Source organism: Paenibacillus sp. IHB B 3415 (assembly GCF_000802655.2).
In the GTDB taxonomy this organism is placed as follows: domain Bacteria; phylum Bacillota; class Bacilli; order Paenibacillales; family Paenibacillaceae; genus Paenibacillus_AQ; species Paenibacillus_AQ phytohabitans.
Genome location: NZ_JUEI01000013.1, coordinates 87,983 through 103,564, shown reverse-complemented (window position 1 = coordinate 103,564; position 15,582 = coordinate 87,983). Strand labels below are relative to the sequence as shown.

Below are 15,582 nucleotides of genomic sequence, written 5' to 3'. Positions count from 1 at the left end.
TATGCAGCTTGGCTTATTTCACAATGGCTCCATTCGGCATGCTGTCCGGTACGGTGGCGATCGTCAGCTGGTCGCCCTTGGAGGCTGCCAGGATCATACCCTGCGACAGCTCGCCGCGCAGCTTCACCGGCTTCAGGTTCACGATGCAGATCACCTTGCGTCCCACCAGCTCTTCCGGTGTGTAGAACTTGGCAATGCCCGATACGACCTGGCGCTGCTCGTATCCAAGATCGAGCTGCAGCTTCAGCAGCTTGTCCGCCTTCTTCACCGGCTCGCAGGCGATGACCTGGGCTACGCGCAGCTCTGCTTTGGCGAAATCGTCGATGCCGATTTCTTCCTTATGCTCCTCTTCCTCCGGATCGGCAGTTGCCGCATCCGGCGTCACTGCAGCCCCTGCAGTCGCAGCTTCCGCAGCTGCTTCTGCAGGCTTGCCGGCTCCCATCGCTTCGGCGATGTACGCCACCTCCTGCGCCACGTCCAGGCGCGGGAAGATCGGATCGCCCTTCACCAGCTTAGTGCCCGCTGGAATCAGGCCAAATGATTTGCCGCTCTCCCAAGTGGTCAGCTCGCCCGGCTGAATGCCCAGCTGCTCCCAGATCTTCGCCGGAGCGCCGGTCAGGAATGGCTGCAGGAGGATGGACGCGGTGCGCAGTCCCTCTACCAGATGTCTCATCACCGAAGCCAGCTCACCGGTTCTGCTCTCATCCTTAGCCAGTACCCATGGCTGGGTCTCATCGATATATTTATTCGTACGGCTGATCAGGGCGCCAATCGCGGTCAGGGCTACGGAGAATTCCATTTTCTCCATCGCTTCTTCTACTTTGACATAGGTGCTCTGCACTACCGCTTCCAGTTCCCCGTCAAATGCCGTCACCTGGCCTGCATAAGCAGGAAGCTCACCGGCGAAATATTTCTCCACCATCGCCCCGGTCCGGTTCAGCAGATTGCCCAGGTCGTTGGCCAGATCATAGTTGATGCGGTCCACGAAGCTCTCCGGTGTGAAGGTTCCATCCGAACCGAACGGAACTTCGCGCAGCAGATAATAACGCAGGGCATCCAGACCATAGCGGTCGATTAAAGTAACCGGATCAACGACATTGCCTTTGGATTTGGACATTTTGCCGTCCTTCATCAGCAGCCAGCCATGCGCGAACACCTTCTTCGGCAGCGGTTCACCGAGCGCCATCAGAATGATCGGCCAGTAGATCGTGTGGAAACGGACAATCTCCTTACCGACAATGTGCACATCCGCAGGCCAGAACTTATCATACAGACTGCGGTCTTCCGAGCCATAGCCGAGAGCCGTAATGTAGTTGGTAAGTGCATCAATCCATACGTACACTACATGATTCTCATCGCCCTTTACCTTAACGCCCCAGTCAAAAGTCGTACGGGATACGGCCAGATCCTCAAGGCCCGGCTTGATAAAGTTGTTAATCATCTCATTCTTGCGCGATTCCGGCAGGATGAATTCCGGATTCTCTTCGTAGAACTTCAGCAGGCGGTCCGCATATTTGCTCATGCGGAAGAAGTAGCTTTCTTCCTTGACCAGTTCAACCGGATGTCCGCTGTCCGGACTTTTACCGCCGGTAATATTGCCGTTAGCATCCCGTTCAATATCCACCAGCTGAGTCTCGGTGTAGAAGGTCTCATCCGAAATACAGTACCAGCCTTCGTATTCCCCTTTGTAGATATCGCCCTGCTTCAGCAGTCGGTCAAAAATATCCGCCACCACTTTCTTGTGACGCTCCTCGGTGGTACGGATGAAATCATCATTGGAGATATCCAGCTTGCGCCACAGATCCTTAATACCTACGACAATACCGTCAACGAACTCCTGAGGGGTCTTACCGGCCTTGCCAGCCTTCTCTTCGATCTTCTGCCCATGTTCATCCGTTCCAGTCAGATAACGGACCTCATAGCCACGCAGACGCTTGTAGCGGGCCATCGCATCACCGGCCACCGTTGAATACGCGTGACCGATATGCAGCTTATCGCTCGGATAATAGATCGGTGTAGTTAAATAAAAGGTTTTGTTCTCACTCATTACATTGTCATCCCTTCGTTATACCTTCTCATTTTGACACAAAAAACTCCCGCCCCTATATGGGGCGAGAGTAAACTCACGCGATACCACCCAAAGTTCCCCGGCTCCTCACAGAGCACAGGCTTCGCCAGTCCCTTGCGGAACTGTCCATTAACGCTGGAACACGCCGTTATCTTACGCAAGCTGCAACTACCGGCTTCCGCTCGAACACAGTTCCTCCCGGACCATATTCAATCTGGCATCCCATACCGGCTTCCAGCAGCCCCGGCTCTCTGTAATGGTTGTCCACATTTACTCATCCGTTCCTCGGAATATTGCTTATTATTCAAAATATACCCATCACAGCGGCACATGTCAAGTCGTGTGAACAGGCTTATCTCCTGGCGATTGCTCTTTGCGCGGCGGCACCGGGTCCAGCCCTCCCGGATGAAAGGGATGGCAGCGGGCGATCCGCCTTGCAGCCAGCCATGAACCCTTCAGCGGTCCATGGACCTCAATAGCTTCAAGCGCATAGGCTGAACAAGTCGGATAGAACCGGCAGGTTGCCGGCTTAAGCGGCGATATGAACCTGCGGTAGACCCGGATTGGAGCCTGGACTGTTCTTCTTAAGGTAGCCATATTCAGCGGCCTTCTTTGCCGTGAGCAGCTACGGCGGACTCTTCTTCGCGGCCCTGTTCACAGTCCTTGCAGTAACCGAACACCTCAAATTTATGCTTGACCACCCGGAATTGATCCGGTGTATCTGTTAAATTCATCGGACAGAAATGAATCGGGTAAGTCTTCATACATTGAAGACAAATCATATGATGATGATGGTGATCCTGACTGCAGCTTGCTTTGAATTTGACGCCGTCTTCAAAGACAATCTGCTCCAGCACACCAAGCTCCTCCATGACACGCAGGTTGCGGTAGACCGTATCGAAGCTGAGTCCGCTGTATTTGCGGCCCATATGCTCATATACATCCTTCGCAGACAAATATCCCGTATTCTCGCCGAATAACCTGGCAAGCGTTTTGCGCTGATCGGTGATTCGCAGTCCCTGCCCCGACATGGCTTCCAGTATTTGTTCTGTCGACAGCATTCGCTCATCTCCCATAACATAGGTCGTTTGTATTGCACTCTCTTTATAATGCCCCAAAAGCACTGCCCCGTCAATGAAGTGTGCCTGTCCTGCAGCCTGCTCCACATTCCTGCGGGTGCATAGCGCAAAATAACGCCGCAAAGCAGAAGCTTATATTCCAAGACTTCACAATTAATAACAGATTCCCTGAAACATATAAATTCTTAACTTTCAAAAAAACGGCAGCCGTCCCCTCGGGAACGCTGCCGTTTGCATTTGCATTGAAGTTATATTTATTTTTTGGCCGGAAGCGGAGTAAACACAAAGTTTACAGGCAGATTGCTGCCGGAAGCTACGGAGAAGGTAATATCGACCGGACCTTCATATTCGCCGGTACGGAAGACTACTGCATTCATGTCCGAGCTGGACAAGCTTCCCTTGTTCGGCAGATTCACAACCATTCCGTTCACCAGTAACGAACCCAGATAATTACCTCCACGCGGGTTGAAGGTGATCAGTGTGTTCGCTGCCACACGGTCCAGAACGATTTTGTACAAGACGCCGAAGTTCCCGGAATTAGAAGCCTCTGTTCCAGTCATCGGATCAATACCAATCAGATTGAGGTCATTTTTATTATCCCCCAGGATCAGCTTGGATTGCGTTGTGCCTACTACATCAGTTACGTTGATGATGCGTGTTGAATCCGGATACGTTCCGCGGTTATGCACGCCGTCGCGGTCAAGAATTGGCAGTGTCGGCAGCACAGCTACCGGATCTTTAGTCTGCTCAACCATTACCACATTATATAGAATAGGATAATCACTAATCAGATCGGCGCTGAGTGAGAGCACCTCTTTCGGTTTCATGGCAATCTTGTTCAGATCCGTCAGGATCGGCACACTTTGGCCCGGCTGCAGGACAATTTGGGATGCACTCGAACCTGTAATCATGGAATTGTAGTATTTCTGAATCGAAATTCTGCCTGTATATTCCGGAGAAGTTACCGGACCGGCAATACCTGAGTATTCGGTCGAAATCGTCGCTGGATATATGCCGTTGTTCGTGGCGATCACATACAGCTTCTGTCGTGTAGTCATATTGTTCATATGGTGTACCAGGAAACGTGTCTTCCCTACGGAAGTCTCGCGGTACAGCACACCCTCGGTATTAACCGTTTCAGGACTGTTACTGCGGATCAGCGTATAGCTGTCAGACGAAAGATTGTACGGCAGGTTAGGAAGCCCCGGGATCAATCCGCCGTCAAACGTCAGAACATCCCCGGGAATAGTGAACAGCTTCGCTACTTCATCCTGGGTATACAGTTGTTCGCTTGTAATGTTAATGGTCTTCTCAAAAGTGCTGCTAAGACCATGCTTATCGGTTACCGTCAGCTGGATGGACGTAGGACCGGGGTTGAAATAGGCCAGGCCACGGTTGCTCCAAGTGGTTGTCAATTCTTCATACTCAGGGTCGTAGCTGGTATCTGTCAGAATTACCGGCTCACCCATTTTATATTCATCTTTGTCAGTCGTGAACTGAGCCACAGGCGGCTGATTTGGCTGCAGCACCTGAATCGTTACAGAGTAAGGATCACTCCACAAATTATTCGCATCACGCACAGAATAAGTTACGGTATAGAATCCCGGCTGATCGTACATATCCAGTTTGTTGCCGCCCCATTGTTCTTCAGCCATCGGCGCACCATTCGGTGAAGAATACGAAGTAACATAATTCACAGTCGTTTGACCCGCATAAATCTCAGTCGGTTGGACCGTAAAGGATGCTGTCGGCTTCGTGTTCAGCGTAAGAATGACACGCTTCTGTACATTGTCCACCGTATAAGGAATATTCAGCGCATACGTAATGGAGGTTAAAGGAACCATGAAGGTGCCCTTGAACTGGTAGGCAGGGCCTTTCATAGTATTCTTAGCGCCATTTACAGTATAGATCTTACTGTCGGTCTTGAAGCGCATAATACTGGTGCCTTTAGTAACAATAACTTCCTTGGTTTTGTAGTCGTAGGTATAGCTTACTCCGACCATTTCCACCATTGCACGGATCGATACATACGATACCCCGTTCTTGACAGCCATTGGCTGGTTGGCAGTATACGGTGTGCCGTTTCTGTACATTTTGTTGCTGTTCATCATCAGGATGAGCTGGCCGCCGCCAGTGGCGGAAGTAGTCAGACCTGAAGTTGTAAGCGCCTGCCCTTCTGGGGTACTGCCAGGAAGCGGAGTTGCCGTTGGAACAGCAGCATCTGTTGGTACAACACCATCAATAGGAGCCTGGGTTACTGCCGGAAGTGGTGTTGCTGTTGCTGCTGGCACTGCTGTTGCTGCCGGAACTGCTGTCGCTGCCGGGATCGGTGTTGGAGTTGGCGTTGGCGTAACTGCACCTGCAGGCGCCTCAGTAACTAATGGAGGCAATGGATCTGTAGCCGAGGGCTCCTCCTGTGTTACAACCGTCTGCGTGGTATTCACCGCTGCGGCAACGTTGCCTGTGGTACTTTGTGTGCTGGCAGGGATTGCAAAGGCCGGAACCGCTGCTGCGGTTTGTGAAACGGCCAACACTGCCACTAAGATCATTTTTTTCAAATTCATTGTACGACTCCTTCTGCTCCCAATTGTAGTGTATAAGGCGTTATCTTTCTTTCTTCACCTTATATTCCCCGCAAAAACGCAACCGCCCTCTACAGGACGGCAGAATTATTTGCCACGTTCATTTTACAAAACATAGTATTAGACGCAAGCCGCTCCGAAAAGTTTCATTCAGTGTAAAGAAAAATCAAGGATTATCCATTTATTTCTATTAGAAATCCATTTTCACAAAAAAAAGATCATCCCCATCCCGGGACAATCTTGGTGTACGCTGCCAGAACAAGCAGCATTGAATTCAGTTATTGTACCAGACAGGCTATAATCTCCGGCTTCCCTTAACCTCTAACGGGCTTCGGCAGCTTTGTATTTATCGCGGTATTCCTTAGGGGACATCCCCGTCTGTTTCTGGAATACCTTGGTGAAATAACGCCGCTCCTGATAACCCACTCCGGAGCTGATCGCGGTAATGCTTTTGTCGCTGCTGGCCAGCATGAATTTGGCGGCTTCAATCCTCTGCAACGTTACATACTCCACAAAGGTCATCGCAAAACGGTTCTTGAAGAGCAGGCAGAAATAGCTGCTGCTGATGCCGATCCGGTTCGCCACCTCTTCAATGCCAAGGTCATAGCTCAGCCGCTCGGTAATATAATTCGCCGCCTGGTTCATCAATTGATCCGGTGTTTTTTTGGCGGAATCCTCGGGTACAGACATCTCCTGAAACAAGGGAATACTGTTATACAGTTTATCCTTGTACTGTTTGCTGCGGATCCGAGCTCCAATCTCCCGCACCTTGTTGCCAAGCTCCTCATAATGTATCGGCTTGCAGATATATTCCTTCACACCAAGGCGGATGGCCTCGCGTGCATAATCAAACTCCTGATAGCCGCTTAGCAGCAGCACCTCACTCTCCAGTCCCATCTCACGCAGCTTGCCGATGAATGTAAGTCCGTCCATCACCGGCATACGGATGTCACAGAGCACCAGATCGGGCGTCTCCTCTTCAGCGATACGCAGAGCTTCCATTCCGCTGCGGGCCATCCCCGTCACCTCCATCCCCATGTCATGCCAAGGCAGCACTTTGTTGAGGTTGTTCAGGATAGGCGCCTCATCGTCAACCAATAATACCTTTAGCATAATGATCTTCCCCCTGCCCGTATTTAGGTATGACGCACTGGATAATTGTCCCCTCACCAGGACTCGCACAGATGAAAATCCCGTATCTGCCTCCGTATTCTATACGGATCCGGTCAGCCACACTGCGAACGCCAAGCCCCCTCCGTTCCAGATGAATTCCGTGTTCCGGTTTGCCTTCAGGCTTCTGCTCCGCCGGATCATTAACCATGTACTGAAACATGGACAGCTGGGACGGCGTCATGCCGATCCCGTTATCCTGAATCCGCAGAATCAGATTCCCCCGTTCTTCCCAGACCTTAACGCTTACCAGACCTTTGTAGCTGATCCCTTCAAAGCCATGCTGAATGCTGTTCTCGACCAGCGGCTGCAGCGTAAGCTTCAGAATCCCGCAGCCCAGCAGGTCCTCCGGAACCTCAAGCTCGTAATCGAACAAGTCCTCGAACCGGAATTTCTGAATATCCAGATAGTTGCGCAGATGCTTAACCTCTTCTTCCAGCGTTATTTCATCCCTGTCCTGGATACTGATCCGCAGAATACTGGCCAGTCTGTAGACCATCTCACTGACCTTTCGCCCTTCATTCTGCACAGCCAGCACATTGATGGATTCCAGCGTATTGAACAGAAAATGCGGTTTGATTTGCGCCTGCAGCACGCGCATTTCCGCCTGATTTTTGCGCCGCTGCTCTTCATTGATCCTGTTGAATAATGAATTGATTTTGTCCATGAGATCATTGAAGCCTCTGGCGAGCAGCGTCATTTCGTCACTGCCTTTCTCCTCGACCCGGGTTGTCAGGTCTCCATCCTCCACCCGGCGCATGAAGCGGACGATCACAGCAATCCCCCCTGTAATCCGGTTCATGAAGAACAGATTGAAGATCACTGCACCGAGCAAGCACAGAAACATAACCACCACAAACCAGCGGGCAAACACAGTTACTTCATGGGACAACGAGCCCCAGGAGGTCACAGAAACCAGGCTCCAGGGATAGCCCTTCAGGTGGTAGACTGACAGAATGCTCTTTTCGCCGTCAAACTGGGTTCTGTAGCTCTGGAAGCCCGGCTTAAAGGTAATATCCTTCGTAGTAAAGTCACGGAAATCCTGTCCATCCAGCTGCCTGTCCGGGTCAAGCAGGATCATCCCGTCATCGTTGACCAGCATAAAGGATACCTTCTGGCTGCTGTCCCCGATCTTGAGATTGCGGAATATCGATTCGAACTCCCAATTCTTGATCTGGACTACCAGAATGCCGATGTTCTGAAAAAAGCTAAGCTCCTTAACCAGCCGGATTTGCGTAAACACAGCTTCCGTCCCCGTCAGTTCGGGATACTCATGCGGTGCCAGCCATTTCGGAACCCCGTTAAGCTTCATAACCTCCTGGTAGAGATCGCTCCCTTTGAACTTGTCGTAGGGGAGAGTGCGGAAATTTTCTTTGTTAAAGACCGATACGATCTCCGAGCTGCCTTTTCCATTAAAATTATAGAGAAAGGCATAGCTGATCGACGGATGATTATAGAGCAGACTACGGAAATTGCGCTGGCTGGCGTTCAGGCTTAGCTGCTCAGCATCGGTCAAATCCTGTTTGGAGGGATCATCCGCACTGAGTGCCATATGAAATACCGAGGTGGCAATTCCGTTGTCTGTCACATTGTCCATATCCTTAAACACATTCGAAATGCTGTAACTGATCGCCTTAAGTGAATATTCGGACTGCTGGCTGTACTTCTTCTCTATCGAATTATAAGTAACGAAGAACATAATCATGCCAAGAATGAATAAGGGAATGATAATCAGGCCCAGAAATGCCGTAAATAATTTGTAGCGCAAATTCATCGGCCCATGCTCCTGACATGAATAGGGTTATCCTTTTACACTGCCTGCCGTTACGCCTTCAATAATCTTCTCCTGCAAAATAGCATAAATGACGATGACCGGGACCACGCTGTAGACAATACCCGCCGACATTTGCGCGTAGTTCATCTGATATTGATCACGGAATTGAACCATGCCCACCGGAAGCGTGCGCAGCTCGTCATTAGAGAGGAAATAGTTAGCCAACAGAAACTCGTTCCAATTTCCCAGGAAATTAACAATGAAGACTGTAACCATGGCCGGAACTGTCAAAGGTACAATAATTCTAGCAAAGATACCCGGAGCCTTCAAGCCATCCATGACCGCCGCCTCTTCAATTTCACTGGGAAGTGAGCGCATGAATGCTGCCAGGATAATAATCGTGAATGGAATTGCATTGGCGATATAAGGAATTATCAGTGCCCAGTGTGTATTGAGAATATGAAGCTTGCGGACAATCGTGTAAATAGGCAGCATCAGTGCATTGTTCGGAATCAGCATGCCGATCAGGACCAGCGAGAACAGAATCTTGTTCCATTTTCCCTGGCGCATCCGCGTAACCGCGAAGGCAAACATAGAAGCCAGCAGAATGGATACCACCGATGACAGGATCGAAATATATAAGCTGTTAAAAAAGTATGTGCTGATCTTGGCGTTCACCCATGCTTCAACGTAGTTCGAGAATTCGAAGGTCTTCGGAATCCCGAACGGATTCAGGGCGATCGCATTGTTATCCTTCTTCACCGAGGAGAACAGGACAAAGAGAAACGGAAAGAGTACAACGATCAGGTATCCCAGCAGGGCAACGTGAGGTAAGCTTTTCTTGAGGCGCGGCATCAGTATTCAATCCTTTCATTACGACGGGCAAACAGCAGCTGATAGAGAGCTGTAACCACGAGCGTGAACATAAAGATCAGAACTGCAATGGTATTGCCGTACCCATATTTGAAATTGGTGATCGCATATTTAATCATATAGGTGGCCATAACCTCAGTTGAACCTGCCGGGCCGCCTTTGGTCATAACAATGACGATATCTGCGGCCTTCATCGCTCCGGCAATAGAGAGCATGATTACTACCGAGATAATGGGAACAATCAGCGGCAAAGTGATGCGTGTAGCACGCTGGAAGCCCGTAGCGCCGTCGATGGCCGCAGCCTCATCCAGTTCACCGGGGATGGAGAGAATGGCCGCCAGCACCATTACAATGTAGAATCCGGTCCATTGCCAGGCATTCGTAATCAGAATCGACAGCATGGCGAACCGCTCATCCGACAGCCAGTAGACAGGCTCAATGCCGACAAGGCCGAGCACTTTGTTGAACAAGCCGATATTCGGCTCATAAATGAAGCCCCACAGAATACCGATAACTGCAGTAGACATAATGGATGGCATGAATACTGCTGTCTTGTAAAGGCCCTTCAGCTTCTTCACATTAGCGATTAATAAGGAGAAGAAGACAATCAGCGGCACCTGAATGCATACGGAGAACAGAATGAACCAGCCGTTATTTTTAACAGAAACCCAGAAGCGTTCATCTCCCAGGGCTTTTTTGAAGTTATCCAGTCCGGCGTATTTCACTGTATCGGATACACCGTTCCAGCTGGTGAAGCTATAGTAGAGTGAACTGAAAATGGGGTAAATGAAGAACATAATGAACAGAACCAGTGCCGGTATAACGAACAGAATGAACACCAGAGGATTTCTTAGTGCCTTATTCATGACTACCTCCAAGTTGCTTAGACATCTCTCACTTTAAAACAACCCCACAAAGTGGGGCTTTGGCTTCGATGCTACTAAGGTGCTTTGCGGGACCCCGAAACATATAAAGTCTTGTCTTTTAAAAATGCACCCTGGAGCAAGCACCAGGGTACATTCAATTTACCGCCTCTTATTCTACTGCTGCGTTCGCTTCTTCCTGAATCTTCTGCAGCGCATCGCCCATCTTCTCAGGAGTGGTCTGTCCGCCAATCAGGCTTTGAATCTGGATATTACTGATCTCGGTAGTCACATCTGCCTGCACCAGAGAGTCAAATGCCGGGAAGGAGGACTGGGAGCTGTTGAGTACTGCTACAATCTCACTCATCAGATCATCGGTGATATTCTCAGTCAGTACCGCCTGATCAATCTTCATAGCCGGCAGTACGCCGTCTTCCACCAGACCGCGCAGCTGCATTTCTTCATTGAACATATTCTTAATGAATGATTTCACTGCTGCGAGTTGACGTTCATCTTCACCTGCAGAAGCCGAGAAGCCATAGCCGTTGTTCACATCACGCATGAGTGCCGTCTGATCCCCCACTCCGCCGTCTACCGCCGGAATATTGAAGAATCCGACTTTACCGATCAGACCTTCACCGGATTGTCCGGCTTTGAATACAGAGGACTTCCATGTGCCGTCATACATCAGGATCGCTTCACCGCTGGTGAACTGGGTTGTATATTCAGCATACTCGAAGCCGAGTTCGCCTTTTTTGAAGTAGCCTTTGTCTACCCATTCCTTGTATTTCGCAAAGCCTTTGACTACATTCGGATCATTCCATTTAGCTTCGCCCGTAGCGAACTTCGCTGTAACATCAGGTCCGGCATAACGTGACCAGAGATGGTTGGCGAGCATTAGCGGTACCCAGCCAGCCTTGGAAGCACCGGCAAGCGGCACTTTGCCGTCAGCCTTGATATCAGCCAGCTGCTGTTCCAGCTCAGCGAAGGTGGCCGGAGCCTTCCAGCTCTTGCTGTCATAGTATTCTTTATTGTAGAAGAACCCTTCACCTGAGCCGCCGATTGGCAGGCCGTAGATTTTTCCTTCGTAAGTAAATGGATCCAGATTGGAGAATTTGTCTTTAATGCCTAGTTCATCGAGGATCGGGGTCAGATCGAGCAGCTTACCTTCTTTGGCATAGATCTTGGAATCAGGACTGCCGAACAGGTCGAAGATCTCCGGCGGATTACCGGCCGCCATTTCCCCGCGCAGCTTCTCTTTACGGTTCACATCCGAATCGACTCCATCCAGCTTGAAGGTCAGTCCCGGTACTTCTTCCTGTACCTTGCCGACTACATCCTCCAGGATCGCCAGGCGTTTCTGTTTATCTGCACCTACCTGAGTATGACGGACCGTCATTTCAAAAGGTTCAGCACTAACCGGTTCTTCGGTTGCGGCAGCATTGGTTGCAGCCGGTTCTTCCGTTGCAGCAGCATTGTTATTGTTGCCTCCACAACCTGTCAGCAGCGCTGAGGTAACGAACATCAGGGACAACAGCATAGTTAAGCTTTTTCTCATTACGGGTGACCCTCCCTATTTAATGGTTTCCCTTACAACTCTTATTATAGAAAACCCTGATTGTAATCGTAAGGTTAAGATTCATCTACAATAGGGATAAAATACTCTAATGTAAGCGAATTCAGTTGTGTTTAGTGACATTATTGAGTTATATTTCATTACACATCAACTTGTAAAGAGGTGTCTTTCTATATTCTTGCGTCAGATTACTTATACATACAAATTGCATTTTCATCAATTTCACACTTTACTATGTATGTTGAACTCACTTCACCGTACATCAAAAAAGCGAAACTCCTCAAACTGGAAGCTTCGCTTTCTTCATAATATCGTGTATGAATTTATACCAGAGCAGACTGTTTACGGCCCTCTTCAATCAGCCGGTATGCACGCTGCACTTCTTCTTCATCCGGTGACTCCACCCCTTCAAGCTCGTAGGGACGGCCAAGCTCTTTCCATTTATAAATCCCCATTACATGATAAGGCAGGATTTCGAACTTCTCTACTCCATTAAGCGTGCCAATGAACCGGCCGAGATTCTGCAGATCCTCTTCCTTATTATGAATGCCGGGAACGTATACGTGGCGAATCCACATTTTACGGTTATTATCTGACAACCAGCGGGCAAGCTTTAAGGTACGGTCATTGGATTTGCCAGTCAGCTTAATATGAGCTTCATCATCGATGTGCTTCAGATCCAGTAGTACAAGATCGGTAACATCCAGCAAGTCGCTGATTTTCGAACCATCATTATAGCCGTTAGTATCAAGCGTAGTATGCAAATTCCAGCGTTTCTTCACTTCGGTGAACAGCTGTTTGACGAAATGCGCCTGCAGCGTAGGTTCTCCGCCAGATACGGTAAGACCGCCACCGGAAGTTTTATAATAATTCAGGTAAGGTTCAATTTCCGCCAGCACTTCTTCAACGGTCATTTCCTTGCCTTCATTCAATCCCCAGGTATCCGGGTTGTGGCAATACTGACACTTAAGTAGGCAGCCCTGCATAAAAAGCACGAAGCGGATACCCGGGCCATCCACCGTTCCAAAAGTTTCTAAGGAGTGGATATGTCCTTTAAGCATGAGATGTCATCCTTTCAAAAAGCTTAAAATTTTAATTACTTTTAAACAAGAGTGTACCGCCCTCTTGCAAGGGCGGCAGCTCTTTGATTTATTTTAATTCTTGATCTGCAAGAACAATTCTTACATGGAATCGTGGAATGTACGGTTGATAACATCCAACTGTTGTTCGCGGGTCAGCTTGATGAAGTTAACAGCATAGCCGGATACGCGAATGGTCAATTGTGGGTAGTTCTCAGGGTGATCCATTGCATCAATCAGCTGCTCACGGTTAAATACGTTAACGTTCAAGTGCTGAGCGTTGTTGTGGAAGTATCCGTCCATCATGAATACCAGGTTGGACTTACGGGATTCTTCGTCTTTACCCAGAGCCTTAGGAACGATCGAGAATGTGTTGGAGATACCATCCTGTGCATCGGAGTAAGGCAGTTTAGCAACAGAGTTCAGGGAAGCAAGTGCACCCTTCTTGTCGCGTCCGTGCATTGGGTTAGCACCAGGTGCGAACGGTTCGCCTTTTTTACGTCCATCAGGAGTAGTACCAGTCTTCTTACCATAAACAACGTTCGAAGTGATAGTCAATACCGATTGAGTTGGTACAGCATCACGGTAAGTTTTGTTTTTACGGATCATGCTCATGAAGGTTTCAACCAGTTCAACCGCGATGTTGTCAACAGCGTCGTCGTTGTTACCGTAGCAAGGGAATTCACCTTCAGTTTCGAAGTCGATAGCAATACCTTCTTCGTTGCGGATCGGTTTAACCTTAGCGTATTTAATTGCGCTCAGGGAGTCGGCAGCAACGGACAGACCGGCAATACCGCAAGCCATAGTACGCAGAATGTCGCGGTCATGCAGCGCCATTTCGATACGTTCGTAGGAATATTTGTCATGCATGTAGTGAATGATGTTCAGCGTGTTGACATAAGTCTTAGCCAGCCATTCCATCATCGGTTTGAAACGTTTCATTACTTCGTCGTAATCAAGGTATTCGGAAGTGATCGCCGGATATTCAGGACCTACCTGAGCGCCGGATTTTTCATCCTTACCACCGTTGATTGCATACAGCAGGGCTTTTGCCAGGTTGGCACGGGCACCGAAGAACTGCATTTGTTTACCGATACGCATTGGGGATACGCAGCAGGCAATCGCGTAATCTTCACCCCAATATGGACGCATTACATCATCGTTCTCATATTGGATCGCACTGGTTTCGATAGAAACCTTAGCACAATATTTTTTGAAGCCTTCAGGCAGCTTTTCGGACCACAGTACAGTCAGGTTTGGTTCTGGTGCAGGTCCCAGGTTGTACAGGGTATGCAGGAAACGGAAGCTGTTCTTGGTTACGCGTGTTGTTCCGTCTTCAGCCATACCACCGATGGATTCAGTTACCCAAGTAGGGTCGCCGGAGAACAGATCATTATAGTCAGGCGTACGCAGGAATTTCACGATACGCAGTTTCATTACGAAATGGTCAACGATTTCTTGTGCTTGCTCTTCAGTAAGAGTACCTTCTTCGAAATCACGTTGTACATAGATATCAAGGAAAGAGGATACGCGTCCGAGGGACATTGCGGCACCGTTCTGCTCTTTAACTGCAGCCAGATAACCGAAGTATACCCATTGAGTAGCTTCTTTGAAGTTATTAGCTGGTTTGGAGATATCAAGACCATGAGCAGCAGCCATTTGTTTCAGTTCGCCCAGAGCACGCATTTGCTCGGACAGCTCTTCACGCAGACGAATTACTTCTTCTGTCATGGAATCCACTTCAAGCTCAGTCAATTGTTGCTTCTTGTCTTTAATCAGGAAATCAATACCATACAGAGCAATACGGCGATAGTCGCCGATGATACGTCCGCGGCCATAAGCATCAGGAAGACCTGTAATTACGCCGGATTTACGCACAGCTCTCATGTCTGGTGTATATGCATCAAATACGCCTTGGTTATGCGTTTTGCGGATGTTCGTGAACATGTCAACGATATTTTGCGGAAGCTCGAAGCCATAAGCTTTAGTAGCGTCGATCATCATTTTGATACCGCCGAACGGTTGAATGGAACGTCTGAAAGGAGCATCAGTCTGAACGCCGACAATTTGTTCCTTGTCCTTGTCGATGTAGCCTGGATTGTGGGAAGTGATAGTGGAGACAGTATCGAGGGATACATCCCATACGCCGCCTCTTTCTCTTTCTTCCTTGCTAAGCTGGGAGATAATCTTCCACAGTTCAGTGGTGTTGCTGGTAGGACCTACCAGGAATTCTTCATTTCCTTCATACGGCTTGATGTTCTTGGCAATAAAGTTATTAACGTCAACTTTCTTAGCCCATGTACCCTTAGTAAAACTTCTCCAACCCGACTTAACCTCTTGTACTTCTCTTTCAATCACCGACATGCTAAATCCCTCCATTTATATTTAGTATATTTGTAGAGATCGCGGGCTTGAAGGTTAATCCCGTGTCTCGTGATCCCATAGCTATTGGTTGTTATAAAATTCACAATCGCGGCTTCATAACTGGGATCGTTGTTTATATAAACATTTTAGTTTA

11 protein-coding genes are annotated in these 15,582 nt (G+C 48.9%); all 11 read right to left on the bottom strand.

Annotation, left to right across the window (positions count from 1 at the left end; all coding sequences use genetic code 11):
- Positions 1-13: 13 nt before the first annotated feature.
- The gene (gene metG / locus QW71_RS07305; RefSeq protein WP_039295459.1) at positions 14-2,047 is read right to left on the bottom strand and encodes a methionine--tRNA ligase; all 2,034 of its coding nucleotides are present in this window, start codon (positions 2,045-2,047) and stop codon (positions 14-16) included.
- 354 nt (positions 2,048-2,401) lie between these two features.
- Positions 2,402-2,665, bottom strand: coding sequence for a membrane protein insertion efficiency factor YidD (gene yidD, locus QW71_RS07300; RefSeq protein WP_039295456.1), 264 nt, complete (start codon positions 2,663-2,665; stop codon positions 2,402-2,404).
- 2 nt (positions 2,666-2,667) lie between these two features.
- The gene (locus QW71_RS07295; RefSeq protein ID WP_039295454.1) at positions 2,668-3,129 is read right to left on the bottom strand and encodes a Fur family transcriptional regulator; all 462 of its coding nucleotides are present in this window, start codon (positions 3,127-3,129) and stop codon (positions 2,668-2,670) included.
- A 272-nt stretch (positions 3,130-3,401) separates the two neighbouring features.
- On the bottom strand, positions 3,402-5,711 hold the full coding sequence (locus QW71_RS07290; RefSeq protein WP_039295452.1) for a copper amine oxidase N-terminal domain-containing protein: 2,310 nt from the start codon (positions 5,709-5,711) through the stop codon (positions 3,402-3,404).
- A 339-nt stretch (positions 5,712-6,050) separates the two neighbouring features.
- Positions 6,051-6,842 (bottom strand): response regulator, encoded by a 792-nt coding sequence (locus QW71_RS07285; RefSeq protein ID WP_039295450.1) that lies wholly within the window; start codon positions 6,840-6,842, stop codon positions 6,051-6,053.
- Positions 6,820-8,673 (bottom strand): sensor histidine kinase, encoded by a 1,854-nt coding sequence (locus QW71_RS07280; RefSeq protein WP_039295448.1) that lies wholly within the window; start codon positions 8,671-8,673, stop codon positions 6,820-6,822. The genes QW71_RS07285 and QW71_RS07280 overlap by 23 nt, the downstream gene beginning before the upstream one ends.
- A 27-nt stretch (positions 8,674-8,700) precedes the next feature.
- Positions 8,701-9,528 (bottom strand): carbohydrate ABC transporter permease, encoded by an 828-nt coding sequence (locus QW71_RS07275; protein ID WP_039295446.1) that lies wholly within the window; start codon positions 9,526-9,528, stop codon positions 8,701-8,703.
- The gene (locus QW71_RS07270; protein ID WP_039295444.1) at positions 9,528-10,412 is read right to left on the bottom strand and encodes a carbohydrate ABC transporter permease; all 885 of its coding nucleotides are present in this window, start codon (positions 10,410-10,412) and stop codon (positions 9,528-9,530) included. Before QW71_RS07270 ends, QW71_RS07275 begins: the two co-directional genes overlap by 1 nt.
- Positions 10,413-10,581: 169 nt before the next feature.
- Positions 10,582-11,967, bottom strand: a complete 1,386-nt coding sequence (locus QW71_RS07265; RefSeq protein ID WP_039295442.1) for an ABC transporter substrate-binding protein — start codon at positions 11,965-11,967, stop codon at positions 10,582-10,584.
- A gap of 341 nt (positions 11,968-12,308) precedes the next feature.
- The gene (pflA, locus tag QW71_RS07260) at positions 12,309-13,046 is read right to left on the bottom strand and encodes a pyruvate formate-lyase-activating protein (protein ID WP_039295441.1); all 738 of its coding nucleotides are present in this window, start codon (positions 13,044-13,046) and stop codon (positions 12,309-12,311) included.
- Positions 13,047-13,166: 120 nt separating this feature from the next.
- Positions 13,167-15,428: a formate C-acetyltransferase gene (pflB, locus tag QW71_RS07255; RefSeq protein ID WP_039295439.1), complete on the bottom strand. Its 2,262-nt coding sequence runs from the start codon at positions 15,426-15,428 to the stop codon at positions 13,167-13,169.
- Positions 15,429-15,582: the final 154 nt, after the last annotated feature.